22 protein-coding genes and 2 pseudogenes are annotated in these 24,570 nt (G+C 59.7%); 21 read left to right on the forward strand and 3 right to left on the reverse strand.

Features of this window, described 5'->3' with window-relative positions:
• The first annotated feature begins 10 nt into the window (after positions 1–10).
• The 8 genes and pseudogenes from mfd (at position 11) to rpsT (ending at position 10,702) form a co-directional block, all read left to right on the forward strand.
• A pseudogene (gene mfd / locus JCM12178_RS01910) lies at positions 11–3,468 on the forward strand (transcription-repair coupling factor).
• Between the two features lie 18 nt (positions 3,469–3,486).
• Complete coding sequence (locus JCM12178_RS01915; protein ID WP_054648270.1) at positions 3,487–4,446, forward strand: SurA N-terminal domain-containing protein; 960 nt, start codon at positions 3,487–3,489, stop codon at positions 4,444–4,446.
• Positions 4,447–4,536: 90 nt separating this feature from the next.
• Positions 4,537–5,472, forward strand: coding sequence for a SurA N-terminal domain-containing protein (locus tag JCM12178_RS01920; protein ID WP_054648271.1), 936 nt, complete (start codon positions 4,537–4,539; stop codon positions 5,470–5,472).
• Positions 5,473–5,492: 20 nt separating this feature from the next.
• Entirely contained in the window at positions 5,493–6,524 is a 1,032-nt protein-coding gene (locus JCM12178_RS01925) for a helix-turn-helix domain-containing protein (protein WP_054648272.1), read from the forward strand.
• A gap of 12 nt (positions 6,525–6,536) precedes the next feature.
• Complete coding sequence (gene recO, locus JCM12178_RS01930; protein ID WP_054648273.1) at positions 6,537–7,295, forward strand: DNA repair protein RecO; 759 nt, start codon at positions 6,537–6,539, stop codon at positions 7,293–7,295.
• 15 nt (positions 7,296–7,310) lie between these two features.
• Positions 7,311–8,180, forward strand: a complete 870-nt coding sequence (gene glyQ, locus JCM12178_RS01935; RefSeq protein ID WP_054648274.1) for a glycine--tRNA ligase subunit alpha — start codon at positions 7,311–7,313, stop codon at positions 8,178–8,180.
• A 35-nt stretch (positions 8,181–8,215) separates the two neighbouring features.
• Positions 8,216–10,327, forward strand: a complete 2,112-nt coding sequence (glyS, locus tag JCM12178_RS01940) for a glycine--tRNA ligase subunit beta (protein ID WP_054648275.1) — start codon at positions 8,216–8,218, stop codon at positions 10,325–10,327.
• A gap of 111 nt (positions 10,328–10,438) precedes the next feature.
• On the forward strand, positions 10,439–10,702 hold the full coding sequence (gene rpsT / locus JCM12178_RS01945) for a 30S ribosomal protein S20 (protein ID WP_054648276.1): 264 nt from the start codon (positions 10,439–10,441) through the stop codon (positions 10,700–10,702).
• 83 nt (positions 10,703–10,785) lie between these two features.
• Here the strand turns inward: rpsT and JCM12178_RS20580 are convergent, their stop codons facing one another.
• Positions 10,786–11,121 (reverse strand): Crp/Fnr family transcriptional regulator, encoded by a 336-nt coding sequence (locus JCM12178_RS20580; protein WP_369404443.1) that lies wholly within the window; start codon positions 11,119–11,121, stop codon positions 10,786–10,788.
• A 45-nt stretch (positions 11,122–11,166) separates the two neighbouring features.
• A pseudogene (locus tag JCM12178_RS20585) lies at positions 11,167–11,493 on the reverse strand (hypothetical protein); the annotation flags it as partial.
• Positions 11,494–11,553: 60 nt separating this feature from the next.
• Here JCM12178_RS20585 and JCM12178_RS01955 point away from each other — a divergent pair.
• From JCM12178_RS01955 to JCM12178_RS01980, 6 genes are all read left to right on the forward strand, one after another.
• On the forward strand, positions 11,554–12,867 hold the full coding sequence (locus JCM12178_RS01955; RefSeq protein WP_054648277.1) for a 4Fe-4S binding protein: 1,314 nt from the start codon (positions 11,554–11,556) through the stop codon (positions 12,865–12,867).
• A gap of 30 nt (positions 12,868–12,897) precedes the next feature.
• Complete coding sequence (locus tag JCM12178_RS01960) at positions 12,898–13,668, forward strand: ATP-binding protein (RefSeq protein ID WP_054648278.1); 771 nt, start codon at positions 12,898–12,900, stop codon at positions 13,666–13,668.
• Between the two features lie 15 nt (positions 13,669–13,683).
• The gene (locus JCM12178_RS01965; protein WP_054648279.1) at positions 13,684–14,001 is read left to right on the forward strand and encodes a cupin domain-containing protein; all 318 of its coding nucleotides are present in this window, start codon (positions 13,684–13,686) and stop codon (positions 13,999–14,001) included.
• 2 nt (positions 14,002–14,003) lie between these two features.
• Positions 14,004–14,666 (forward strand): ferredoxin-like domain-containing protein, encoded by a 663-nt coding sequence (locus JCM12178_RS01970; RefSeq protein ID WP_054648280.1) that lies wholly within the window; start codon positions 14,004–14,006, stop codon positions 14,664–14,666.
• 11 nt (positions 14,667–14,677) lie between these two features.
• Positions 14,678–15,334, forward strand: coding sequence for a ferredoxin-like domain-containing protein (locus JCM12178_RS01975; protein ID WP_054648281.1), 657 nt, complete (start codon positions 14,678–14,680; stop codon positions 15,332–15,334).
• Between the two features lie 190 nt (positions 15,335–15,524).
• Positions 15,525–15,977 (forward strand): Hsp20/alpha crystallin family protein, encoded by a 453-nt coding sequence (locus JCM12178_RS01980; RefSeq protein ID WP_054648282.1) that lies wholly within the window; start codon positions 15,525–15,527, stop codon positions 15,975–15,977.
• 76 nt (positions 15,978–16,053) lie between these two features.
• On the opposite strand, the gene JCM12178_RS01985 is transcribed toward JCM12178_RS01980, so the two are convergent.
• A complete protein-coding gene (locus tag JCM12178_RS01985; RefSeq protein WP_054648283.1) occupies positions 16,054–18,717 on the reverse strand; it encodes a M16 family metallopeptidase in 2,664 nt (887 codons plus the stop codon).
• Positions 18,718–19,009: 292 nt separating this feature from the next.
• On the opposite strand from JCM12178_RS01985, the gene JCM12178_RS01990 reads away from it, so the two are divergent.
• The 7 genes from JCM12178_RS01990 (at position 19,010) to JCM12178_RS02020 (ending at position 24,530) form a co-directional block, all read left to right on the forward strand.
• Positions 19,010–19,666, forward strand: coding sequence for a succinate dehydrogenase/fumarate reductase transmembrane subunit (locus tag JCM12178_RS01990; RefSeq protein ID WP_054648284.1), 657 nt, complete (start codon positions 19,010–19,012; stop codon positions 19,664–19,666).
• 11 nt (positions 19,667–19,677) lie between these two features.
• Positions 19,678–21,522 carry a fumarate reductase flavoprotein subunit gene (locus tag JCM12178_RS01995; protein WP_054648286.1) on the forward strand — a complete coding sequence of 615 codons (1,845 nt, stop codon included), beginning with the start codon at positions 19,678–19,680 and terminating at the stop codon, positions 21,520–21,522.
• A gap of 3 nt (positions 21,523–21,525) precedes the next feature.
• Complete coding sequence (locus tag JCM12178_RS02000) at positions 21,526–22,263, forward strand: fumarate reductase iron-sulfur subunit (RefSeq protein ID WP_054648288.1); 738 nt, start codon at positions 21,526–21,528, stop codon at positions 22,261–22,263.
• A 69-nt stretch (positions 22,264–22,332) separates the two neighbouring features.
• Positions 22,333–23,172 carry a fumarate hydratase gene (locus JCM12178_RS02005; RefSeq protein ID WP_054648290.1) on the forward strand — a complete coding sequence of 280 codons (840 nt, stop codon included), beginning with the start codon at positions 22,333–22,335 and terminating at the stop codon, positions 23,170–23,172.
• The gene (locus JCM12178_RS02010; protein WP_054648292.1) at positions 23,172–23,717 is read left to right on the forward strand and encodes a Fe-S-containing hydro-lyase; all 546 of its coding nucleotides are present in this window, start codon (positions 23,172–23,174) and stop codon (positions 23,715–23,717) included. Before JCM12178_RS02005 ends, JCM12178_RS02010 begins: the two co-directional genes overlap by 1 nt.
• Before the next feature lie 98 nt (positions 23,718–23,815).
• On the forward strand, positions 23,816–23,983 hold the full coding sequence (locus tag JCM12178_RS18560; protein ID WP_054648294.1) for a hypothetical protein: 168 nt from the start codon (positions 23,816–23,818) through the stop codon (positions 23,981–23,983).
• 196 nt (positions 23,984–24,179) lie between these two features.
• On the forward strand, positions 24,180–24,530 hold the full coding sequence (locus JCM12178_RS02020; RefSeq protein ID WP_054648296.1) for a DVU0772 family protein: 351 nt from the start codon (positions 24,180–24,182) through the stop codon (positions 24,528–24,530).
• Positions 24,531–24,570 lie beyond the last annotated feature (40 nt).

A 24,570-nucleotide genomic window follows, 5' to 3' on the forward strand; every position in this document is an offset into this window, starting at 1 on the left:
GGAGAATAGAGTGTACCCCACAGAGTTGACGGAATTCCTGCGCGGCAAGACTGATAGTCTGCGCATCTTCAAGAGCGGTCCCGGAACGAGGGCCCTGCTGGCTCGCGATCTCGTTGATCGAGGACAGAACGTGGTCATGGTTGTTCCGGGCGGTCGCGAACTCAAGGAGTCGCAGGCTATCCTGAGCATGCTTCTTGATATTGGCGGCGACCCTCATGCCCCTGTTTGGGAGAAGGGATTCACGGTCCTGCCGCCGTATCCGGCACGGCACCCCCGACCAGAGGAGTGGGCCGATCGTTGGGCCGCGCTTTACTCGCTGATGTATGGCAAGCGCCTTTCTGCCTGCTTATGACCGCCGACAACGCGGCCGTGCGCTGGCCAGCGCCGTCCGTTCTGGAAAACAGCTGGCTCACCCTTTCACGTGGTGACGACCTCTCACCGGATATTATTCTGGAGCAGGCGGTGGAGTGGGGCTATGCTCGCACCAGAATGGTTTCAGGTCCCGGTGAGGCGGCTCTGCGCGGTGATATCCTCGACATTCACGCTCCCGGTTATCCCATGCCGTTGCGGTTTGAGTTCTTTGGGGACACGCTGGAGGATATCCGTCTTTTCGAGGGGCCGTCCCAGCGCTCCAAGGCGGACCTTGCCGAAGCGATTCTGCTTCCGGTGTCGCCGGGAATCGCCGCAGACCCGCACGCGACCGCCGCGCGTGAGCTCTGGCAGGGCCACCGCTCACGCGGAGAAATGACCGCCGACGACGAGAAGCATCTTCTTGAGCGGCTGGACCAGTCCGACGCGCACGTTTGGCCCGGCCTGTTTTATCCTGATGCAACTGGTATCGAAGAGCATCTGCCGCCCAAGAGCACTTTCATCCTCGCCGGTGGTGGCGCGCTTCGTGAGCGCATCGAAGACACCGAGCGGTCGTGGCGCAGTTTTCTCGAGGCCGAGGAGCGTGACCATGGCCGCCGCTGGCCGCTCAGTGCCATTTGCCGAACCTCCGAAGGAGCCCGCGGCCTGTGGCGGGGCAAGAGGCAGCTCGTTTTTGAGGAACTGGTCATAGGCACTGAAAAAAATGGCATTGACCTGCCCGAGCGTCCCATAGGCGAATTCGCGGACCTTTTCTGGCAGCCCGACCACCAGCGACGTCCGTGGCAGGCTCTCATGGAGGGTATCAAGGAGTGGAACAGGGCCGGAACTGGCACGGTTCTCGGTTTTCGCACCGAGCGGTCCCGCAATCGGTTTCTGAGCCTCGCCGAACCTGAGCGAATCCCGTTTCAGCTTGACGTGGAGATTGGCCGAAAAGGTGTGTCCACAGTTGTAGCCCCGCTCAAGCATGGGGTCGAAATCGAGTGGGCGGGGATGCGTCTTTTGGGTGAAGGCGTACTCCAGCCTGAGGCCCCCAAGGCCCACCGCGCCCGCGACAAGGCTTTCAAGGGGCTGACCGCCTACGAAGACCTCGCGGAAAACGATCTTCTGGTGCACCGTGATTACGGCCTCTGTCGATATGACGGCCTGCATCACATCAAGCTTGGTGATGTGGCCAACGACTATCTCCTTCTTGATTTTGCGGGCGACGATAAGCTCTATCTGCCGGTGGACCGTCTCAAGCTCGTCCAGCGTTTCAAAGGGCCCGAAGGGGCCAGCCCGGCTTTGGACAAGCTCGGCGGCACCCGTTGGAAGAACACCACGGCGCGCGTTCGAAAGGCCATTGAAAAGATCGCCCACGAACTGGTGGAGATGTATGCTTACCGCCGCGTGGCCAAAGGGTTCAGCTACGGCCCGCTGGACGAGATGTATCGTGACTTCGAGGTCGGCTTCGGTTTCGAGGCGACCCCGGATCAGGAAAAGGCCATTCAGGATGTCTTTGACGACATGGAAAAGCCGGAACCCATGGACCGCCTTGTCTGTGGCGACGTGGGCTTCGGCAAGACCGAGGTGGCACTGCGCGCCGCCTTCCGTGCCGCACTGGAAGGGCGGCAGACCGCGCTTCTCTGTCCCACCACCGTGCTGGCCGAGCAACATTACCAGACATTTTTGCGCCGCATGGAGGGTTTTCCGGTCCGAATCGGAATGCTCAGCCGTTTCGTGGACCGCAAGCGGCAGAAGATCACACTTGAGGCAGCGGCCCGGGGCGAGATCGACATACTCATCGGCACGCACAGGCTGCTTTCCAAGGACGTGGAGCTACCCAACCTCGGCCTGCTGATTCTCGACGAGGAGCAGCGTTTCGGCGTGCGTCACAAGGAGCGGCTCAAGCAGTTCCGAAACACTATTGACGTGCTGACGCTCTCGGCAACGCCCATCCCGAGGACACTCCAGCTTTCCATGTCAGGGTTGCGCGGCCTCTCGGTTATCGAGACGCCGCCCGAAGACCGCAAGCCGGTGGAAACCGGCATCCTGATGCGGGACAAGCTGGAGCTCAAGGCCATTTTGGAGCGAGAGTTGGCCCGTGGCGGTCAGGTCTTCTGGGTCTACAACCGTGTGGAAGGACTCGAACGAGTGGCCGAATTCGTCCGTGAACTGGTGCCGGATGCTCGCGTGGGCATGGCTCACGGCCGCATGAGCGAGAAAGGGCTGGAGGAGACCATGCACGGTTTTTGGCATAATGAGCTGGATGTGCTGGTCTGTACCGCCATTGTCGAGTCCGGGCTTGATTTTCCTAACGCAAACACGCTCATCGTGGATCAGGCGCAGATGTTCGGCCTCGGACAGCTCTACCAGTTGCGCGGTAGAGTGGGACGAAGCGAGCGGCAGGCATATGCCTATTTCGTTGTGCCGTCGCTGGACGATCTTCAGGAACGGGTGCGGAAGCGCTTGCGTATCATTCTCGACTTGGATTATCTCGGTGCAGGGTTCAAGATCGCCATGGAGGATCTGCGTCTCAGGGGCGCGGGCAACATCCTCGGCGAATCCCAGTCGGGCCAGATCGCCCGCGTGGGGCTGGACCTGTTCCTTGAAATGTTGGAAGAGGAAGTGCGCCGTGTCCGGGGAGAAACCGAGACAAGAGCCTCCGAGCCGGAGCTGAACTTCGTATTCGAGGCGCACATTCCAAATGAATACGTGCCGGATCCCAAAGAGCGGCTTCGGTATTACAAGGCGCTCTCGGGTGCCGGTGAAGAGACCGAGCTGCGCGAGCTTGAAGCCGAACTGCGTGACCGTTTCGGCGCGCTGCCGGAGCAGGTGGATACCTTTATCGGCGTGCTGACGCTCAAACAGGTTCTTTCGAGGTTGCAGGCGGCAAAGGCCGAGCTGTATCCCGGCAGGGCGGTCATCACCTGGGACGAGACCGCCGATGTCATCAGTCCGGAGGCGCTGGTGGCCTGGGTTGCCGAACGACAGGAGCGTTCCCGGCTGCTCCCGCCCGGACGTGTGGAGCTTCGCTATGCCGAGGCCGATACGGTTCGCGAGGCGCTTGAAGCCGCGGCAACCGAACTGGCTGGCCTTGTTTCCGGCGGGACGGACACTTAGAACTCAAATGGTGAATGAATGAAACGTTTTCTTACGGTTGTCGCGCTTCTGGCGCTTGTCGCTTCCACGTTTGCGGGGTGCGCCCGCGAAGACTCGGAGGTGGGCGTCGTGGCCCGCGTCAACGGCGAGCCCATCATGCTCGACACGCTGGAATATATTCATGATATGCAGTCGCTTGCCAATGAAGGCGACGGCATCCCCAGCGTCGAGGTGCTGCGCAGTGAGTACAGGGACATCCTCAGTGGCCTGATAGTCTCGGAGTTGGTCCGGCAGGAGCTTGTCAATCTCGGGTTGGAAGTGACCGAGGAAGAGCTTCGCCAACAGGAAGAGACCATTCGCGCCGACTATCCCGAAGGCGAATTCGAGATGATGCTCAGGGAGCAGTATGTCGACCTCGACCACTGGCGAATCCAGATGAAGGACCAGCTTGCAACCCGGAAGTTCATGCAGCAGGTGCTGCGGCCCAAGATCAAAATCGACTACAAGGAAGCCGAGCAGTACTACAAGGCCCATATTGCGGATTTCGTCATGCCTGCATCCATGCGACTGCTCGTTATTCGCGGCCCGAATCAGCAGATTGTTGAAGGCGCGGTGGCAAAATTCCGGGATGAAAAGGATATTCAGGGACTCAGCGAGGCCTTTACGGAACTCGAGGTGCGTGAGCTTGTGATGAACGAAAAGCGTCTTCCTGCCATTTGGAAGGCGTCACTGCGCGGCCTCAAGGTCGGTCAGAGCAGCGGTGTCATCAAGGAGAAGTTTGGCTACGAGGCGCTGGTGGTGCTTGAACGCACGCCGGAAAAGGTTCTCAGCCCCACACAGGTGTATCCTTTGGTGGAGGAAGTGCTGCTGGAACGCAAGATGGAGCAGGCTTTTGATGAATGGCTGGATCAGGCCGTGTCCGGCGCACGCATTGAGATCAGCGAGCATCTGCTGGAATCCGCGCCTGAAGATGCGCAGGATAATGCGACAACCGACTAGAGTTGTTGCCGGAATGTTGCAGACAGGCGACAAAGGGTCTACTGTACCGCACAAAAAGCCCCGGCCTGTCCGGGTGTCCGGAGTTGAATAATGCGAAAGCATGTTGTTTTGGCCCTGATGATTCTTCTCGTGACCGCCTCTCTGGCGCGCGCGGAAGAGTATGTCTTCGACAGGATTCTCGTGAAGGTCAATGACGGGATCATTCTTGAGTCCGACCTTGCCGTGAAGATGAAGGATGTGGAAAAGCGCTACAAGGAGCAAGGACAGGAGATTACTCAGGAGATGCGCCAGACCATCCGTGGCAAGCTGCTGGAGAAGATGGTCGAGGAGTTGCTCCTTGAGCTTGAGGCCCAGCGCTACGGCATCACCGTCGAAGATCAGGACGTTGACGAGGAAATCGCCCGCATCAAGGCCGAGCGGAACCTCACCGACGAACAACTGGCGGAAATCCTCGCCAACGACGGCTTCACGCTGGCTCAATTCCGGGAAAGGATTCGCGAAAGCATCAAGAAGCAGCGCATTGTCGGCCACATGGTGCACGACAAGGTGCTCGTGACCGATACGGAACTCAAGGAAGAGTACGAAAAGAACATGGACAAGTACTCTACCGGCGAGACGCTTGATATTTCCGTCATCGTGCTACCGCCCGACGTGGCGAGCAAGGAAGTTGTCAAACGCATCGATGACGAGGAAATGACCTTTGCCGAAGCTGCGGACAAATATTCCGTGGGGCCGGGTGCCGGTGATGGCGGCAAGGTCAACGGAGTCATGCGCCGTGCACTGGCCGACGAGTGGCAGAAAGCCCTTGAAGGACTGGAGCCCGGCGAGATGACCGACCCCATGCTCATTGGCGGCAAGGAGACGATAATCCTTCTGCGATCGGTGAACCAGGGCGACGTCACTCCTTTTGAGGAAGTTAAGGACGACATCATGAAACGGTTGATGGCCGAACGACGCAAGCAGGTATTCGATGAATACTTCCAGAAGCTGCACGACAAGGCCGTGATTGAGTACATGGATCAATAGCAAGGTAAGGTTTATACGACATGAATTTCCAGGAAATGGGTCTGGAACTGAAACGGGCGCGCGAGAGCCGCGGCCTGTCTCTTGATGAGGTGATGGAGACCACAAAGATCAGCCGCCGCAACATTGTGGCGCTTGAAGAAGGGAACTGCGACCATCTGCCGCATCCCGTTTATGCCAAAGGCTTTATTCGCAGCTATGCGCGCCTTCTCGGTCTGGACGGTGAGGAACTGGCCATGGTGGTGGATCAGGAGATGACGGAACAGGAGTGCCCGGATCCGGAAGGATATGAGGTCACCCCTGCGGCGGACAAGGCTTTCACCGTTTCAGAAGGTCCCGCAGCGTCCGGCAAGAGCCGCTGGCCGTCCATTTTGCTTCTGGTTCTCCTGCTGGCCCTGCTGGTCGGACTCATTTTCTACTTTGGCAAGATGGGTGGTGCCCTGTTGCCCAAGAGTGATGAAGCCGCAGTTGAACAGCCTGCGGAACAGGCGCAGGCTCCTGCCGTTGCGGAGTTGCAGCCTGAGCCTGCAGCGCAATCCGAAATGGAAAGCGTTGCGCAGCCGGAGGCCGCTTCGCAGGAGGTGGCTGAGGCTGCGGACGAAGTTGCCGAGGAACCCGGGGCGCAAGCCCCGGAGGAAGCCGTACAATCAGACGGCTCCTCCATGGCTCAGGCCGCTGGGGAGAATGAAGAAAAGCCTGTCGAAGCGCAACGGGCCGCGGCGGAAGTCGCAACCGCGCAGCAGCCTCCGGCAGAGCAGGAGACCGTCGGGGAGACGGAAGAGCAGGAGTCCGACCGTCAGCTCTACGCGCATCTTCTGGTTATCCGGGCCGTCTCTGACAAGGGATGTTGGGTTGGTGTCTGGAAGGGCGACGAAAAGAAGATGTATCGTGACTTTTTCCTGCGAAACGGCGAGCCGTTGACGCTTAAGTTCAACAGCAAACGCCGCATTCGCATCGGCAACGTGGCGGGTGTCACGGTCAGGCACAACGGCAAGCCCTATGAACTGGACGACTCCAAGGGCAACGCCCAGACCATAGTATTCGACGTCCCGTAGGCGGCCTGTATCGTGCGTTCCTCGGAAAAAGCGCTGGTCCTCAAGGTCGGCCGTTTCCGCGAGGTCGACGCATGGGTTCGCCTGCTCACTCCCACGCAGGGCGTATTCAACGCCTTTGCTTTTGGCGGATTTCGCAGCCGACGCCGTTTCGTAGGCTGCCTTGATCCTCTCAATCTCGTCCTTTTTTCCTTTTCCGCCAACAAGACCGGCACCTATCAGAGTCTGGAAGAGGGCTCCCTGATAAACGGATTCTTCGAAATCAAGAAGAATACCGCCGTGCTCGGGCAGGCCGTGAACTGTCTTGAGTTCGTGCGGCTCATGGACCCATCCCCGCAGGATGCCCGCATAGTCTTTGACCTGCTTCTTGAAACGCTTGAACTGCTTGAGGAAACCCTGCCGCAGGGGGACATGATCCCGTTTCTGTTTCGCGCCAAGGCTGCGTTCGAGCTTGGCTATCGTCCGGCGTTCGAGGAGTGCGCGTCGTGCGGCACGGCTGCCGAGGGCATGAAATCCCCGCTGGTCAGCGTCGAGTCGGGGCAGGTCGTATGCGCTGCTTGTCAATCGGGCCGGAAAGCGGTAGACGGAGTGGTTCGTCGAGTGTCGCCGGGTGTGCTCCGTTCGCTTGAATGGATTCGCACCACCCGCCCGGCCGACTGGGCACGCCTGTCCATGCCTGCCGACGTCGCCCGACAGAGCCGCCGCCTCATCGAGGCTTTTGTTGCCTATCATCTCGGTCTCCAGTGGGAGAACGGGTATTTCAAAAAGGTTTGATTCGGAGTTTTTTGCATGAACTTTCAGGATGTTATTCTGACCCTGCAGGATTTCTGGTCCAAGAACGGCTGCGTTATCGTGCAGCCGGTGGACATCGAGGTCGGGGCGGGCACCTTCAACCCCTCCACCTTCTTCCGCGTTATCGGCCCCGAGCCGTGGAACGTGGCCTACGTCGAACCGTCCCGCCGTCCCACCGACGGTCGTTACGGAGAAAACCCCAACCGCCTGCAGCACTATTTTCAGTTTCAGGTGATCCTCAAGCCCTCGCCGGACAATGTGCAGGAGCTGTATCTCGAAAGCCTCGCCGCTCTCGGAATCAACGCTTCCGAGCACGACATCCGTTTTGTCGAGGACGACTGGGAATCCCCGACTCTCGGCGCGTGGGGCCTTGGCTGGGAAGTCTGGCTCAACGGCATGGAAGTGACCCAGTTCACCTATTTCCAGCAGGTCGGCGGTATCGACCTCAAGCCCGTCAGTGTGGAACTGACCTACGGCCTTGAGCGTATCTGCATGTATTTGCAGGAGAAGGAATCCGTGTACGATCTCAAGTGGAACGACGAGGTCAGGTACGGTCAGGTCTACCATCAGAACGAAGTGGAGATGTCCAAGTACAACTTTGAAATCTCCAATCAGGACATGCTCTTCGACCTTTTCGACAAGTTCGAGGCCGAGTGCCTGACACTGTGCGAGGAAGGTTTGCCGTGGCCCGCCTACGACTACTGCCTGAAGTGCTCGCACTCCTTCAACCTGCTGGACGCGCGCGGCGCCATCTCCATTACGGAGCGCGCCGCCTACATTGGCCGGGTCCGCAATCTGGCTTCGAAGATCGCCCACCTTTACGCTGCACAGCGTGAAGAGATGGACTATCCCATGTTGTCGAAATAACGGCGCGAAACGCCATCAAATAGACGAGACTTACCATGGCCGAATTCGTTTTCGAGATCGGAACCGAGGAAATGCCGGCCCGCTTCGTGCCGAAGCTGGCTTCGGAACTGGAAGAACTCTTCCGCGCGTCCCTTGAGGGAGCCATGATCGGCTTCGAGGACGTGAAGACCTACGCCACCCCGCGCCGCATCACCGCGCATGTCGTGGGCGTGGCCGAAACCCAGCGCAGTGAAGAGGAGACCGTCACCGGTCCTCCGGTGCGCATCGCCTACGACGATGAGGGCAACCTCACCAAGGCGGGGCAGGGATTCGCCAAGACGCAGGGCGTGAGCGAGGACCAGCTCTACAAGCTTGAGACCGGCAAGGGCGAATACCTTGCGGCCACCAAAAGCGTGGGCGGCGGGCAATCGTTCGACATTTTGCCGGGCATCTGTTCGCACGTGCTCGACAAGCTCACGTTCCCCAAGCGCATGAGCTGGGGTGATCACGACCTGCTGTTCGGCCGCCCGGTGCGCTGGCTGCTGGCGCTTCTTGACAACAAGGTCGTCGAGTTCACGCTGGAGAACCTGACCTCGGGCCGCACCACCCGCGGCCACCGCGTCATGGGGCCCGGTCCCTTTGAAGTCCCGTCCGCACAAGACTACTTCCGCATCGTGGAAGAGGACTGCAAGGTGATCATCGATCCCGAGAAGCGCAAGGCGCTGATTGTGGAGGAAGGCGACCGTCTGGCCAAGGCTGCTGGGGGCAGCATTGTCTGGAAGGACTCGCTGCTGGATGAAGTGGCCAACCTCGTGGAATACCCGGTGCCCATTCTCGGTGACATTTCCGAACTGTATCTGGAATTGCCGCCCGAAGTGCTGCTCACCAGCATGCAGTCGCACCAGAAGAGCTTCGGTGTGCAGAAGGAAGACGGCTCGCTGCTGCCGCACTTCCTGACCACCCTGAACATTGAGCCCAAGGATCGCGCACTGGTCAAGAAGGGCTGGGAGCGCGTGCTCAAGGCCCGACTTGAAGACGCCCGTTTCTTCTGGGAAGCGGATATCAAGACCGATTTCGACCACTGGCTCGGCAAGCTGGACAAGGTCGTTTTTCTCGGCCCGCTCGGCAGCATGGGCGACAAGACCCGGCGTCTGGAAAAAGTCTGTGCATGGGTTGCCGACGAGCTTGGCGATTCCAAGGAAATCCTTCCCGCCGACATTGAGCGCTTCGGAGCCGCAGGTCGCCTCTCCAAGGCTGATCTTGTTTCGGAGATGGTCAACGAGTTTGACTCGCTTCAGGGAATCATGGGCGGCATTTACGCCCGCCGCGCAGGCAAGGGCGACGTTGTTGCCGACGCCATCGCGGAGCAGTATCTTCCGGCCGGGCCGGAGACTCCGGTACCGTCCTCGCTTTCCGGCGCGGTGCTGTCCATGGCCGACAAGGCCGACACCCTCGCGGGCTGTTTCGGCATCAAGAAGATTCCCACCGGGGCCAACGACCCGTATGCGCTTCGCCGCTGTGCGCTGGGCATCTGCCGCATCATCATGGAGCACGGGCTGGACCTCGACCTCGAAAGCCTTCTCAAGCATGCACAGGCCGCGTATTCCGAGGATGTGAAATGGAAGGTCGGTCGCAAGGAATCCCTGACCATGCTGCTGGACTTCTTCGCCCAGCGGCTCCGGGCCATGTTCACCGGTCAGGGCTACGCCACCCGCGTGGTGGACGCGGCCATCGGTGCCGGTTTTGCCGACATCCACACCCTCAAGGCCCGTCTCGGCGCGCTGGACGAGTTCAGCCGGAGCGAAGGCTTTGAGCAGGCCGTGCTGACCTTCAAGCGTGCAGCCAACATCATCCGCAAGCAGGGTGAGGAGGCCGGTCAGGAACTCAGCGGCGGCTTTGAGACCGACATGCTTGAGGACGATGCCGAAAAGGCGCTGGCCGCCAAGCTGGAAGAGACCGATCCGCGTTTCGAGGCTCTGTGGAGCAAGGGCGACTTCGCCGGGCTGTTCGGGCTGCTTGCTGAACTGCGCCCGTCCGTGGACGCGTTTTTCGACAACGTGATGGTCATGTGCGACGATACGGCGCTTCGCACAAACCGCCTGAATCTGCTCAAGGCGCTGGTCGACAAGCTCGGTCGTTTGGCCGATTTCAACGCCTTGCAGGTCTAGAAAATGCTTGACAAACGATGGCAGAACCATATAAGTAACGCTGCCTTCGTTAAGAAATAGACGTTTTTCAACGCATAAGAATAAGAAAAAAAGTACCGAGGAGAAAGACAGTTGGCTAACCACAAGTCCGCCATCAAAAGGCACCGCCAGAGCCTGGTTCGCAACCTGCGTAACCGCATGACCAAGACCCGCATCAAGAATTCCGTGAAAGCGGTCAACACCGCTATCGAAGAGAACGACGCCGCCAAGGCGCAGGCCGCCATGAAGGACGTCACCTCCATCATGGACAAGGCCGCTCGCAAGAACGTCATTCACTGGCGTCAGGCTCAGCGTCGCGTCTCCCGTCTGCAGCAGGCCATCAACAAGCTGGCCTAGCCCGCACGACAACGCACGATTGTAATAGCCCGCTCTGCTTTAAGCAGGGCGGGCTTTCGTGCGTGTATTGAAAGTGCGCCGCGTCAGCGGCCTTCGTCGGCTACTTCCTGTAGCCCGTCTGGGTCCAGTACCGTGATTTCCTTACCGTTCATTTCAATGAGCCCGTCCTCTATGAAGCGCTTCAGGATGCGCGAGAGCGTCTCCTGAATGGTACCGAGGTAGAAGGCGATCTGCCCTTTCGGCAGTTCCAGCCTGAAGGTCGGGGCATCGTGCGACGAGCGCAGCAGGAGCAGATAGGACGCCACTCTCGCCGGTGCTTCCTTGAGGCTCAATTCCTCGATCTTGTTCACCAGTATCCGCAGCCTGCCCGCCAGCAGGGCCATCATCTTCATGGCCAGATCCGGGTCTTTGCTGATCATTTTTTCAAATTCCATTCTCGGTATAAAGATGAGCTCCGAGGCTTCCAGTGTCTGGGCATGCACCGGAAATGTCGATCCCTCGAACACCGGCACTTCGGCAAAGGATTCGCCGGGGCCGAAGACGTGGAGTATCTGCTCTTTCCCCGAAGGGACATCCTGTAGATTTTCACCTTGCCGGAAAGGGTCGCGTAAAAGCCGTTTGCCGGGGTGTCGGATTCGAAGATGAGTTCGTTCTTGCGATAGCGCTTGCAGACCGTGATTTCGGCAAGCCTGTCCAACTGTTCTTCCGGAAGCCCCTTGAAGAGCGAGACATTCCGGACCGCTTGGTTCGTTTCCATGAGTTCTCCAAAAAAGTGGATTATTCCGTGTGATTTGACTTGAATCATGTCACGCAGGTGGGGAATTGTCCATTGTGGGGCCGTGGAGCGAAGCATGAACATACTCACAAGCGCAACAATCTGCCTGAGCCTCCTGTTGCTCGGGGCACATCACCTTCGTTTCGGCGACATGGGGCTTGCCGCAGCGCATGTCCTGCTCGTGACGCTGGTCTTTTCCCGCAAGCAGTGGGTCAGAATGCCCGCTGTTGCCGCACTGGCATGGGGCGCATGGGTCTGGGCTGACAGCACTGTCGGCTTTATCCGCGTCCGGCAGATGCTCGGCGCTGACTGGGAGCGGCTTGCCTTGATTATGGGAGCAGTGATCGCCGTGACTTTTGCGGCCTTTATGCTCTCTCTCGGCCCGACCGGGACCAGATGGTTCAACCGACAAAGCCGGGGAGCCTCCATTAGGGGCTTGGTATTCCTTCTCGTCTGTCTAGGCCTGTCGGTGGCGCAGGCAAAGGTGCCGTTTCCGGTTCTGCTTCTGGATCGGTTCGCTCCGGGCTGGGGCTGGCTGGAAATCATCCTGCTCGGTCTGTATGGGCAGTGGATCGCCTCGTTAATGCTTGAACCGAGCAGACAGCCGCAGGTCAGAAGGTACATTTGGGCCGGATTTTCGTTTGTATTCTTTCTTCAACTCGCTCTCGGCCTTTCCGGGTTGCGTGATATGCTCATGACCGGCAACCTGCATCTTCCCGTGCCTGCACTCATTCTGGGCGGGCCGGTGTACCGTGGCGGCGGATTTTTTATGCTCATCCTGTTCTCCGTGACCCTGCTGCTTGTCGGTCCGGCGTGGTGCAGCCATCTCTGCTACATCGGCGCGTGGGATGACGCAGCCTCCCGTCTGGGTGCCCGGAAGCCTGCCACGCTCTCCCGCAGAGTCACGATTCTGTCCCGTCTGGCAACACTCGTTCTTGTTGTTGGTGCAGCGTACGGTCTAAGAATTTCGGGCGCTTCGTGGGTTCTGGCTGTCGTCGGAGGTGCCGTGTTCGGTGCGGCAGGCGTAATTATAATGCTCACCATTTCACGCAGGAATGGCACCATGGTACATTGCACGGCGTATTGCCCCATCGGTGTGGTTGCGAACCTGCTCGGCAAGGTGTCGCCGTGGCGTATACGCATCGGTGCAGACTGCACGCGTTGCAATGCCTGCATTGCCAGGTGCCGCTATTCGGCTCTGGATGACCGGGCTTTGGAAGAGGGCAGTCCCGCCCTGAGCTGCACACTGTGCGGCGACTGCGTGGGCGCATGCAGGCATGGCCAGATCGGCTACGTATTTCCCGGCATGACCGCCGAGAGGGCCAGAGCGGCCTTCATCACGCTGGTGGTCAGCCTTCACGCCGTGTTTCTCGGCGTGGCGAGAATATAGACAATATCCTGAAAAACAGGAGGAAAACTCATGATTACCAATCGCAAGATTATCCGCATAGACGAAGAAAAGTGTGACGGTTGCGGCCTTTGTGTTCCCGGCTGTGATGAAGGCGCGCTGCAAATCGTGGACGGCAAGGCCAAGCTGGTGAAGGAAATCTTTTGCGACGGGCTCGGCGCGTGCATCGGCGAGTGCCCGCAGGGTGCCCTGACCATCGAGGAGCGTCCGGCAGAGGACTTCAACCCTGACGCAGTTCGCGACCACCTGGAGTCGCAGGGCCTTCCGGTCCCCGACCACATGCCGAGTGCCGAGGAGGTTCGCGGCGCACCCGTAAAGCGCGGCGGCTGCCCCGGTGCGCAGCTCAAGCAGATGACGCCTTGCGGTCAGGCCAATGTACCGAGAAAGCAGGCGGAATCGGAAGGCTCCAACCTTTCGCACTGGCCGGTCCAGCTGCGTCTGGTGCCGCCGAGCGCGCCGTTTCTGCAAAATGCTGACGTGCTTCTGACAGCGGACTGCGTTCCGGTTGCCTTGCCGGGCTATCACGCGGACTACGTGGCAGGGAAGGTCGTGCTCATGGGCTGCCCCAAGTTCGACAACCAGATGGAATACATCAACAAGCTGGCGGAGATGGTTGTCACGGCCAACCTCAATTCCATCACCGTGATGGAAATGGAAGTGCCGTGTTGCTCCAGCATGAGCGTTATTCTGGACAAGGCATTTGAAAAGGCGGGCAGGCGCGTTCCTGTGGAGCGGATCATCGTCTCCCTGAACGGTCAGGTACTGCGCCGCGAAACTGCATAAATAAAGGAGATCATCATGCGCAAGGCAGATCTTACGTTTGAAAACGGCTTCAAGAAAAAGGGCCTCAGCAACCTGCTGGTTCACGACTGCGAATTCATGAAGGTGCTCAACTTCAACTTTGAGCCCGGGCAGGAGCTTCCGGTGCATAACCATGACATCGAAGGCGAACTGACCATCTGCGTGCTGGAAGGCGAGGGAGAGTTCCTCGGCGCTGACGGTGCGGTCATTCCTGCCAAGTTCGGCGACGTGCTCATCAGCGAAATTGCCGAGCCGCATGGATTCCGGGCCACTACGCGGGTCCGGCTGCTGGTGCACATCGCCCCTCCGATCTAGCCATGAAGACCATTCACGATACCTTTGGCGGCATCTCCAGCCGGGCGGACGGCCTGTGCGCCCTTCGCCCGGCCATGCCGCAGGGGTTCATGGACGCGACCATGCTTGCGCGCGTGGCCGAGGTCGTGCGTGACTTTGGCTTGCCCGGCATCCGCGCCACCGGTGCCCAGCGCGTTGAGCTGTACGGCATTGCGCCGGAAGTGGTGGATGCGGTTGCGCGGCGCATAGGCGACTTGGACGGGGCGTGCCCGTTCATGCTCACCCTGTGTCTTGGCAGAGTGCAGTGTGACAAGGGGCTTCAGGACACCCGTGCCATGGCTGCACGTCTGGAGGCGGTCCTTAAGGAGCGCACGGGGATGGGCGTCAGGCCCAAGTTTGGTGTTTCAGGGTGTCCGCGCGGTTGCGGGCAGAGCTATGTGCGCGATGTCGGGCTGCTGGGAGATGCAAAGGGCTGGACCCTGCTGTTTGGCGGTAGCGCGGGGCGCAAGGCCCGGCCCGGTCAGACGGTCGCCAAGGGGCTGGACGCCGATGCTGTACTCTCCTGCACCGGAAGAATACTTGATTTTTTCTCCGCGAACGTCAAAAAGGGTGAACGCGCAGCGGGCTTTGTGGAAAGGGTCGGCATGGACGCCGTCCGGCACGCTGCGGGAATAGCAACCCCGTAATGGAGAAAGGCATGTCCGACACCCCGAAAGGTGCCATTCTGCAACGTGACAAGAAGACCTACGCCATCGTCCCCCGTACACCTGTGGGACTCGTCACGCCAGAGGTTCTCGAAGCTATCGCCCGTGCGGCGAGGAAATACGACGTTCCCATCATGAAGATCACCTCCGGCCAGCGCATCGCCATGGTCGGGCTGGAAGAAGACAAGGTCGACATGGTTTGGGATGACCTGAAGATGGACGTAGGGCCCGCAGTGGGCCTCTGTGTGCACTACGTGCAGGCCTGTCCCGGTACCGAGGTCTGTTCCCTCGGTGTCCGCGATTCCCTTGGCTTCGGGCTGGAGCTTGAGGAAATGCTGGTGGGGTATGAAATGCCCGCCAAGTTGAAGATCGGTGTCTCCGGCTGCCCCATGTGCTGTGCCGAATCGTTTGTGCGCGATGTGGGACTGATCGGCAAGAAAAAGGGCTGGACCGTGGTGGTGGGCGGCAATGCCTCGGGCAGGCCGCGTATTGCGGATGTGCTCGCCAAGGACCTCGACCGCGAAGAGGCGCGCGGGGTCATCAAGAGATTCGTGGACTATTATCGCGACAACTCCGGAAAGCGGCAGCGTTCCGCCCGCTTTGTGGAGAAGGTCGGCATCGACGCTATCCGGGAAGCGGTTCTCGGATAAATACAGTATGTTGCAAAAGCCCCGCAAGGTACGCCCTGCGGGGCTTTTTGCGTTTCAGGAATGCGCGAACCTCGCGGCATGGTATTTTTCATAGGGCCCCTCTTGACTGTCGGCAAAGATGATTAAAAATACGTGTGAGAGGACAGAGTCGATGTGTTGACAACCACAAACGCAAAGGAGGTTTTGAGCGATGTTGAGAGACCTTATACCGCATCGTGGCCGCAGTCCCGTGGCCAGACGGAACCCCGAGTCGGTTTTCGACATGATGGAGGACTTCTGGCGCAAACCGTTTTCCTCCCTGTCCATGTTCGGAGGCGAGGAGTTCCCGGCCATGGACGTGCGCGAGGATGACAACGAGATCAGGGTGACTGCAGAGCTTCCCGGCATGACCGCCGAGGACATCGACATTAGCATCAGTGGCGGAAGGCTGCTGATCAAGGGCGAAAAGAAGTTCGAGGACGAGGAGAAGAAGGACAACTATCACCGAATCGAGCGCAGCTACGGCAGTTTTCAGCGCTCCGTGTCCCTTCCCACAAACGTGGACGAGGAGAACGTCAAGGCGAGCTACAGGGATGGCGTGCTGACGCTGACCATGCCGAAAAACGAAAAGGACCAGACGCGCAAGATAGCTATTGAACACTAGCGGAACCGAAAGCGGAAACAGGAAGGGCCGGCGTGCATTGCACGCCGGCCCTTTTTTACGTCGTATGTCTGACCTGCTAGGGCACGACCTTCATGAGGTAGGCCTTGTCCACGTCGAGGTACTTGCGTGCGATGTCGCGGATGTCTTCCGGCGTGACCTGCGTGGCGAGGTCAATGAGCTCGCGGTCATAATCGCGCGGCATGCCGCGAACCATCAGCCCGGCTGCCTCGCGGGAGCGGGACAGGAGAGACTGTTTTTCCTGATAGTAGTCGCCCTCGATGATGTTGCGGGCCCGGACGATTTCGTGTTCGGGCAGCACGCTCTTCTTGAGGTCTTCTGCAACCTTGGTGAATCCGGCGTAGGACTGGTCCACCTTGTCCGGCGCCGTGCCGATGTAGAAGGCCAGCAGTCCGGCTTCGTCAGCCTGCCACAGGAAGGCGGTCACGGTGTAGGCCAGACCCTGCTTGTCCCTGAGATCGCGGAAAAGCAGGCCGCTCTGTCCGGAAAGGGCGGATTTCAGCACATTAAGCCGCGCCGTGGCCTGTTTGTCCTCCTTGCCGGGAACCGGGAAGGTCAGCAGCAGGTGGGCCTGATTGCGGTCAGGCAGCGTCAGGGTCTCTTCGCGCTGCTCCTGCCAGACCGGGGCAGGCGGGTCTACGCTCTCGGCCTTGGTGCCGAGCTTTCTGGTGAGTCCTTCCGCAAACTCCTGCATGGCTTCCGCGTCAAAGTCGCCGCATATGGCCATGACGAACGGCCGGTTGGACTGTTCCTTCCAGTAGCCTGTCACTTCGTCGCGGTCGATGGTGCCGAGTCCGTCCACGGTTCCGTCATGCAGGTAGCCGAAGGGGCCGCCCTTGAACAGGAACGGGAAGAGGTGGCGGAACATGAGCCCCATGGGCCGGTCTTCGCGACGCTTGATGCCCGCGATCTGATCCAGCCGCGCCCTGTCCACTTCCGCGGGCCGGAAGGCCGGGGCGGTCAGGGTGTCGCCGATCACCGGAAGCAGTTCTTCAGTGAAGCGGGTGGGGAATTTCGCGTCAAAGGCAAAGACCGTCTTGCCCGACGTTGCGCCCATGCTTGCGGCGCGGTCCGAGAGGAAGTCCTCGAGCTCGTTGTTGCTCAGGGCGACGGTGCCGGAGGTGAGCGCCTTGGCGGTCATGGCGGCAAGGCCCTGCTCGTCGCTATCAATGATGGAGTCACCGCCGCGCCAGTACAGGCTCATGGCGGTATAGGGCAGGGTGTCGTCCGGCAGCAGCACGAGGGTGGAGCCGCCGGGCAGTTCGATAGTGGTTTCCTTGCTGACGGTCTTGGCCTTGGCTTTGGCTTGGGCCATGGCTTTGCCGTTCCAGCGATCGCTCACGGCCGTCTTGAGCACCTCGGCTGTGATGTCGCTCTCTTCGGGCGTGAGGGCGCACACGGAGAGCTTGTCCGGGCGAACGTATTTATTGAACAGCTGGGCCATCTCCTTGCGGTCCACGTGCTCAAGGTCGAACAGGTAGTTCTTCTCCGCCTGCTCACCGCCCTCGAAGAACTGGAAGTAACCGATCTTTCCGGCCATGCCCGAGAGGGTCTCCTTGGCGAGGAACATGGAGTCGCTGATGTTCAGGCGGGCGCGTTCGATTTCCCGCTCCGTAAACACGGCAGGGTCGAAGGTTGCCAGCTCTTCAAGGAGAGCTGGCCAGAACTCGTCAACCTTATTTTCATCAAGTGTTGCCATGACATAGAGCATACCACCGCGCTCCAGCGAGAGCGGGGCCATGGTAATGCCGTCAACAAGGTTCAAGTCGTACTTGAACTTTCTGTAGAGCCGGGAAGTATCGTCTCCGGCCATGAGTTGGCAGAGCATTTCCAGCCCGGCCATCTCGGCGGATTTGAGATTCGGGATGGGGAAGGCCGCGCCGAGGTAGACCTTGTTCCACTTGCCGGGGACCGTCCTGACGGTCGGTCCGGAGCCGGTTTCCGGCATCACGAACGGTTCGGGCGGCGTCACCTCGCGGGTGTTTTCCAGCTTGCCGAAGACCTTTTCGGCTTCGGCCACTGCCTTGTCCGGGTCCACGTTGCCCACCACGCAAAGCAGCATGGACTGCGGTTGATAGAGCCGGTCCACGTATGCATGCATCTCTTCGGCGGTGATGGAGGAGACCGTGTCGCGGTAGCCGATGATGGGCCACTGGTAGCTGGTGTCCTTCCAGATATCGGCCTGTAGCGTCTTGAAAATGCGGCTGCCGGGGTTGTCCTCGCCCTGTGAAAGTTCGGAAAGGACGACCTGCCGTTCGCTTTCAAGTTCCTTGGCGTCGATCTCGGCGTTGAAGGCGAGGTCCTGCACGATGTCCATGCCGAGCGGCCAGTGGCGGTCCGGCACTTCAACGTAATAGACGGTGTAGTCGAAGCTCGTGGCCGCGTTCAGGTTGCCGCCGACCGATTCCACGGCCATTGCGGTTTCGCCTGGGCCGCGCTTGTTGGTGCCCTTGAAGACCATGTGCTCCAGAAGGTGGCTGATGCCCGCGATTTCCGGGGTCTCGTAGGCGGACCCTGCGTGCACGTACAACCGGACGTTCACCAGTGGAAAGCGGCTGTCGGGCTTGACCAGTACGGTCAGGCCGTTTTTGAGTTTGACGATGCGGGTCTCGTCGCTGTGTGGGCGCACCTGATCTGTGTCCGCCACCACGGATTTTGCCGCATGGGGAGTGCAGCCGAAGGCCATCAGCAGCCCTCCGAGAACAATGAGTATCCTAAGCATGTATCAGCTCCGGTATGGACCGGCGAGAGTGGCCGGTCATGCGTTTTACTACCAGCGCCTTTTCGGCGCGACGTTTCGACAAATGTAATCATTATTCTTCCCCCTGCAAGGCGGACCGTTGTTTCCCTTCCGCCACGGTTCGGGAACAGTACTGGCAGAAAAGCCTCTAAGCAAGGTGTTTCCGTTCGATAAAGGGCAAGTTGCGTTGACAAATGCCTGTTGAACAGCCAAAACTTGTCGGATACTCGTATGGGGTGGTTTCCATGTGAAAACTTCAATTCGGAGGAAGTTGATGTCAATCGATTCAGGTGTGTTGCCCGGAAAGTCATCACGGCTAGACGGGCTTCTCGACTGGATGCAGATGCTCTCGGGGGCGGGACTCATCCTGTTCATGTGGGCGCATATGCTGCTTGTTGCGAGCGTTATCGTCAGCCCGGACTGGATGAACGCAATCGCGCATTTCTTTGAGGCGACAGGTATGGCGCAGGTCGGGGGGCCGCTCATATTCCTGCTGTTTCTCACGCATTTCTTTCTTGCCGCGCGCAAGCTGCCGTTCCGTCTGGAAGGGCAGAAGACCATCTGGTCCCACGCAAAGATGATGCGTCACGGCGACACCTGGCTCTGGATCGTACAGGCAGTGTCCGCCATGATCATCCTGCTTATGGGCTCCATCCACATGTGGGTGGTGCTCACCGACCTGCCCATCACCGCGGCCAAGAGCGCGGCACGCATTCAGGGCGGGTTCTGGTTTGTATTTTACATGATTCTGCTGCCGCTCACCGAGCTGCATGTCGGCATCGGCTTCTACCGCATCGGGGTGAAATGGGGTTTCATCACCGACGACAGGCGCGGTATGTTCAAGAAGCGTGAAAACTTCCTGACGCTGGCCTTCATCGTCATCGGGTTCGCGGCGCTTCTTCGTTTCATGTTCCTCAGCATCGCACAATAACGGAGAACGCCATGCAGACGATATACACCGACGTACTGGTCATCGGCGCAGGGCTCGCCGGAGAGCGCGCGGCCATCGAGGCGGCGCAGGCCGGAAACTCCACCATCTGCCTGAGCATTGTCCCGGCCCGCCGTTCGCATTCCTCGGCGGCGCAGGGCGGCATGCAGGCGGCGCTGGGCAACTCCTGCATGGGCGACGGCGACTGTCCGGACGTCCATTTCGAGGATACGGTCAAAGGCTCCGACTGGGGCTGCGATCAGGAAGTGGCCCGTCTTTTCGCCGACCGCGCACCCATCGAGATGCGCCAGCTCGCCCACTGGGGCGTGCCGTGGAACCGCGTGGTTCCGGGCAAGTCCAATTACTTCAAGGGCGGCCAGCAGTTCGAGAAGGAGGAGCGCGAGGACAAGGCCGGGCTCATCACCTCTCGCGCTTTCGGCGGTACCGCCAAGCGGCGCACCTGCTACGTTTCCGATGGAACCGGGCATGCCGTGCTCTTTACCGTGGACAACGTCTGCGCCCAGAAGGGCGTGGAGGTGCACGACAAGACAGAGGCCATCGCCCTCATTCACGACGGCGAGACCTGCTTCGGGGCCATCGCGCGTAGTCTGCGCACCGGCGAGCTTTTCGCCTACATCGCCAAGGCCACCATGGTCGCCTCGGGCGGGTTCGGGCGCATCTATCCCAACACCACCAATGCCGTCATCTGCGACGGCTCGGCCCATACCGCCGTGCTTGAGACGGGCGTGGTGCCCATGGGCAACATGGAGGCCGTGCAGTTCCATCCCACCGGCATTGTGCCTACGGATATCCTCGTCACCGAGGGCTGCCGCGGCGACGGCGGGACGCTTCTTGACGTGAACGAGGAGCGGTTCATGCACAAGTACGAGCCGGAAAAGGCCGAACTGGCCTCGCGCGACGTGGTCTCCCGCTGGATGACCCATCACATGCGCGAAGGCTTCGGCGTCAAGAGCGCCTACGGCGAACATCTCTGGCTGGACATCCGGCACCTCGGGGAGAAGCACATCACCGGCAAGCTCCGCGAGGTATACGAGATCTGCACCAGCTTCCTCGGCATCGACCCCATCCATCAGCTCATCCCGGTAAGGCCCACCCAGCACTACTCCATGGGCGGCATCCGTACGGACAAGGATGGCGCGGCATACGGCCTCAAGGGCCTTTTCTCCGCGGGCGAGGCGTCCTGCTGGGATATGCACGGCTTCAACCGTCTCGGCGGCAACTCGCTTGCGGAGACCGTGGTTGCGGGCGGCATTGTTGGTCGAAAGATCGTTGAATACGTGGAAGGGACCGAAGTCCTTTTCAACTCCCGCATCATAGACGAGACCGCCGCTGCCCAGAAAGAACGCATTGATAGCCTCGTGAGCGGCCGCAACGGTAAGGAGAACGTCTACAAGGTTCGCGCCGATATGCAGAATGCGCTGCACAAGGGCGCGAACATCTTCCGGACGGAGGAAGGCCTGCAGGAATGTGTCGACTCCTTGCAGAAAGTGCTGGAGCGCGCCCGAACCGTGGGTCTTCGCACCAACGGCATCGGGGCAAATCCGGAGCTGGCGGCTGCGCTCAAGATCGAGGGACAGGTCAAGCTGGCCCTGATGATCGCTTACGGCGCGCTGCAGCGCACCGAGTCGCGCGGGTCGCACAACCGCGAGGACTATCCCGCGCGCAACGACCGCGACTGGCTGGTACGCACGCTTGCATACTGGAAAAACACGGACGACATGCTGCCGACTCTTGAGTATGAACCGGCCACCAAGACCGTGGAAATACCGCCGGGCGACCGGGGCTACGGCAAGATGGCGGTCATCTCCGCTGACGACAGCGAAGGCAAGGAGGGATAAAGCATGTCCAGACTCTTGAAATTCAATATATTCCGTTACAATCCGCAGGACGAGGCGTCCGTGCCGCACATGGACGAGTTCGTGCTGGAGGAGACCGACGCCATGACCCTGTTCATTGCCCTGAACCGCATCAGGGAGGAACAGGACGCGTCGCTGCAGTTCGACTTCTGCTGCCGTGCGGGCATCTGCGGCGCGTGCGGCATGGTCATTAACGGCCGCCCGGGTCTTGCCTGCCATACCAAGACCCGTGACCTGCCCGGCGAGATAACCCTGTTGCCGCTGCCGGTGTTCAAGCTCGTGGGCGACCTCTCGGTGGATACCGGGACGTGGTTCCGGGAAATGTACAACAAGACCGAGTCGTGGATTCACACCAACAAGGTCTTTGACGAGAACGCGCTTGAGGAGCGCATGGACAACGACGTGGCCGAGAGCATCTACGAGCTTGACCGTTGCATCGAATGCGGCTGCTGCGTTTCGGCGTGCGGTACGGCCCGGATTCGTGAAGACTTCATGGGCGCGGTGGCCCTCAACCGCATCGGCCGGTTCCTCATCGACCCGCGCGACCAGCGTACCGAGCGTGACTACTATGAGATCATCGGCAACGATATGGGCATCTTCGGCTGCATGGGTCTTCTGGCCTGCGAGGACGTGTGCCCCAAGCATCTGCCGCTGCAGAATCAGCTCGGCTTCCTGCGCCGCAAGATGGGCATTACCGCCATCAAGACCCTGTTCAAGGGCTAGAAACGACGGGCCGGGGAGAGTTCCCCGGCCTTTTTCAATACGACTCCAAATGTGAATCAAGGAGACGCCATGAGAGAGATACCGGCATCGAAGATCGTCGAAGCCGTGGCGGAGATGTGCGTGAAAGCCAATACCGTCCTTCCCGACGACGTGCGAACCAAGTTCGAGCAGGCCATGGCCGAGGAAGAGTCCCCGGCGGCTCGGGAGGTGCTGCGGCAGCTTCTGGAGAACGCCGACATTTCCCGTGATACCAAGCTCCCGCTCTGTCAGGACTGCGGCCTTGCCGTTTTTTATGTGGAAGTGGGGGAAGAGGTTGTGGTTGACGGTCCCGGGCTGAAGGAAGCCATTAACGAGGGTGTTCGCAAGGGCTACGGCGAGGGCTACCTTCGCAAATCGGCCTGTGATCCGCTTTCGAGGAAGAATACCGGCGATGGAACTCCGGCTGTTATTCACTTTGACGTTGTCCCCGGCGAAAGGCTGAAGATTGCCTACATGGCCAAGGGCGGCGGCAGTGAAAACATGAGCCGCGTGACCATGCTTGCCCCGGCGCAGGGCTGGGAAGGCATTAAGAAATTCGTGGTCCAGCGCGTGGCCGAGGCCGGGCCGAACCCGTGCCCGCCCACCATTATCGGCATCGGCATCGGCGGCACGTTCGACCACTCGGCACGCATTGCCAAGAAGGCGCTTATCCGCAAGCTGGATGATACGCATCCTGACCCGGAAATCGCGGCCATGGAACAGGAACTGGAAGCCGAACTGAACAAGCTGGGCATCGGTCCCATGGGCCTTGGCGGCAAGACCACGGTGCTCGGGGTCAAGATTGCCGTGGAACCCTGCCACATCGCCAGCCTGCCGCTCGCCGTGAACGTGCAGTGTCACTCCCAGCGACACGAGGAGGTTGAACTGTAATGGCCGAACACAAACTCAATACCCCGCTGACGGATGAGGATATCGTGAAGCTGAAGGCCGGTGACGTGGTCTTTCTTTCAGGCACCATTTATTCGGCTCGGGACGCTGCCCACAAAAAACTCGTGGAGTTGTTGGACGCGGGCAAGGACTTGCCGTTCGAGTTGCAGGGTGCATCCATCTATTACGTCGGACCCAGCCCCGCGCCTCCGGGCCGTCCCATCGGAGCCGCAGGGCCGACCACCAGCTACCGCATGGACACCTATGCGCCGCGTCTGCACTCGCTGGGCCTCAAGGCCACCATCGGCAAAGGCAAGCGCTCGGACGAGGTGAAGGAGGCCATGAAAGAGCACAAGGCCGTGTACTTCGGTGCCACCGGCGGGGCAGGGGCGCTTTTGTCCAACAGCATCGTCGCGTCTGAGGTCATCGCCTTTGAGGAACTCGGTCCCGAAGCTGTTCGTGCCATGAAGGTGAAGGATTTCCCGCTGTTGGTAATCAATGATGCTTTCGGCGGCGAACTTTACGCGAAACCGGCGCTTGACACGTAGTTTCATTTGAAGCAGGAAGGGGGTGGCGGCAGGGACGCCGCCCCCGGTTCACCTGCGGGGTTCCGGACAAAAACACCACAATTCGAGGGGTTTGAGTCATGGGACAGGAAGAGAAACAGAAACAGAACTGTCAATGTAACGAAGAGCGGGCCCGTACCTTCGTGCCGTATCCCGGTGCAGATGAGAAGTACGAAGACGGCTCTGACTGGCGTCTGTACAACCCGGACAAGTATCGCGACCCGAACTGGTCTCCTGAAAAGGAATAGTTCGGTCTGATCGTTTCGATCTCCCAAACATAGCGGCCGTTTTGGCCAGACTGTGTCTCGGCTATTCGAGTCTCAAGTCGCGTGAAATTTCTGCCGAAGTTCGTTCTTCGGCAGAAATTTTTCGTTTTGTGCTTGACACAAACCTGGTAATCGTTATCATTACTGTAAACGACAGATAGCGAGACAAGGAGGAAATATGGGAAGCCTTCGTGAATACAAGCATACCGACATTGACTGGAACATGACCCCGGAAGATGCTGTGACCATGTACCTTGAGTGGGGGAATAACTCATGGCACGCAGAGCACCAGCCGGTCCGGTCAAAGGCGGACTACAGCACCTATTTCGTGGTGTATGCGTGGGACGAAAAGCCCAGGGCTATTCTCATCCGGCGTAACTCCGAGGAAGCAAGGGAACTGGCTGAACTGGAACTGCCCAACGACATCGCAAAGCGGTTTCTTGAGAGCGTCAGCCACCTCAAGGGTGTGTACCCGCCCAACGAGGAAGTCAGAGACTGGCTGGAATCGGAAATGGGTCACATCCAATAATAAAACAAACTCTCCTCATATAACGTTACCTCTGTACTCT

Origin of the sequence: Salidesulfovibrio brasiliensis JCM 12178, from assembly GCF_001311825.1 — a bacterium.
GTDB lineage: Bacteria > Desulfobacterota > Desulfovibrionia > Desulfovibrionales > Desulfovibrionaceae > Pseudodesulfovibrio > Pseudodesulfovibrio brasiliensis.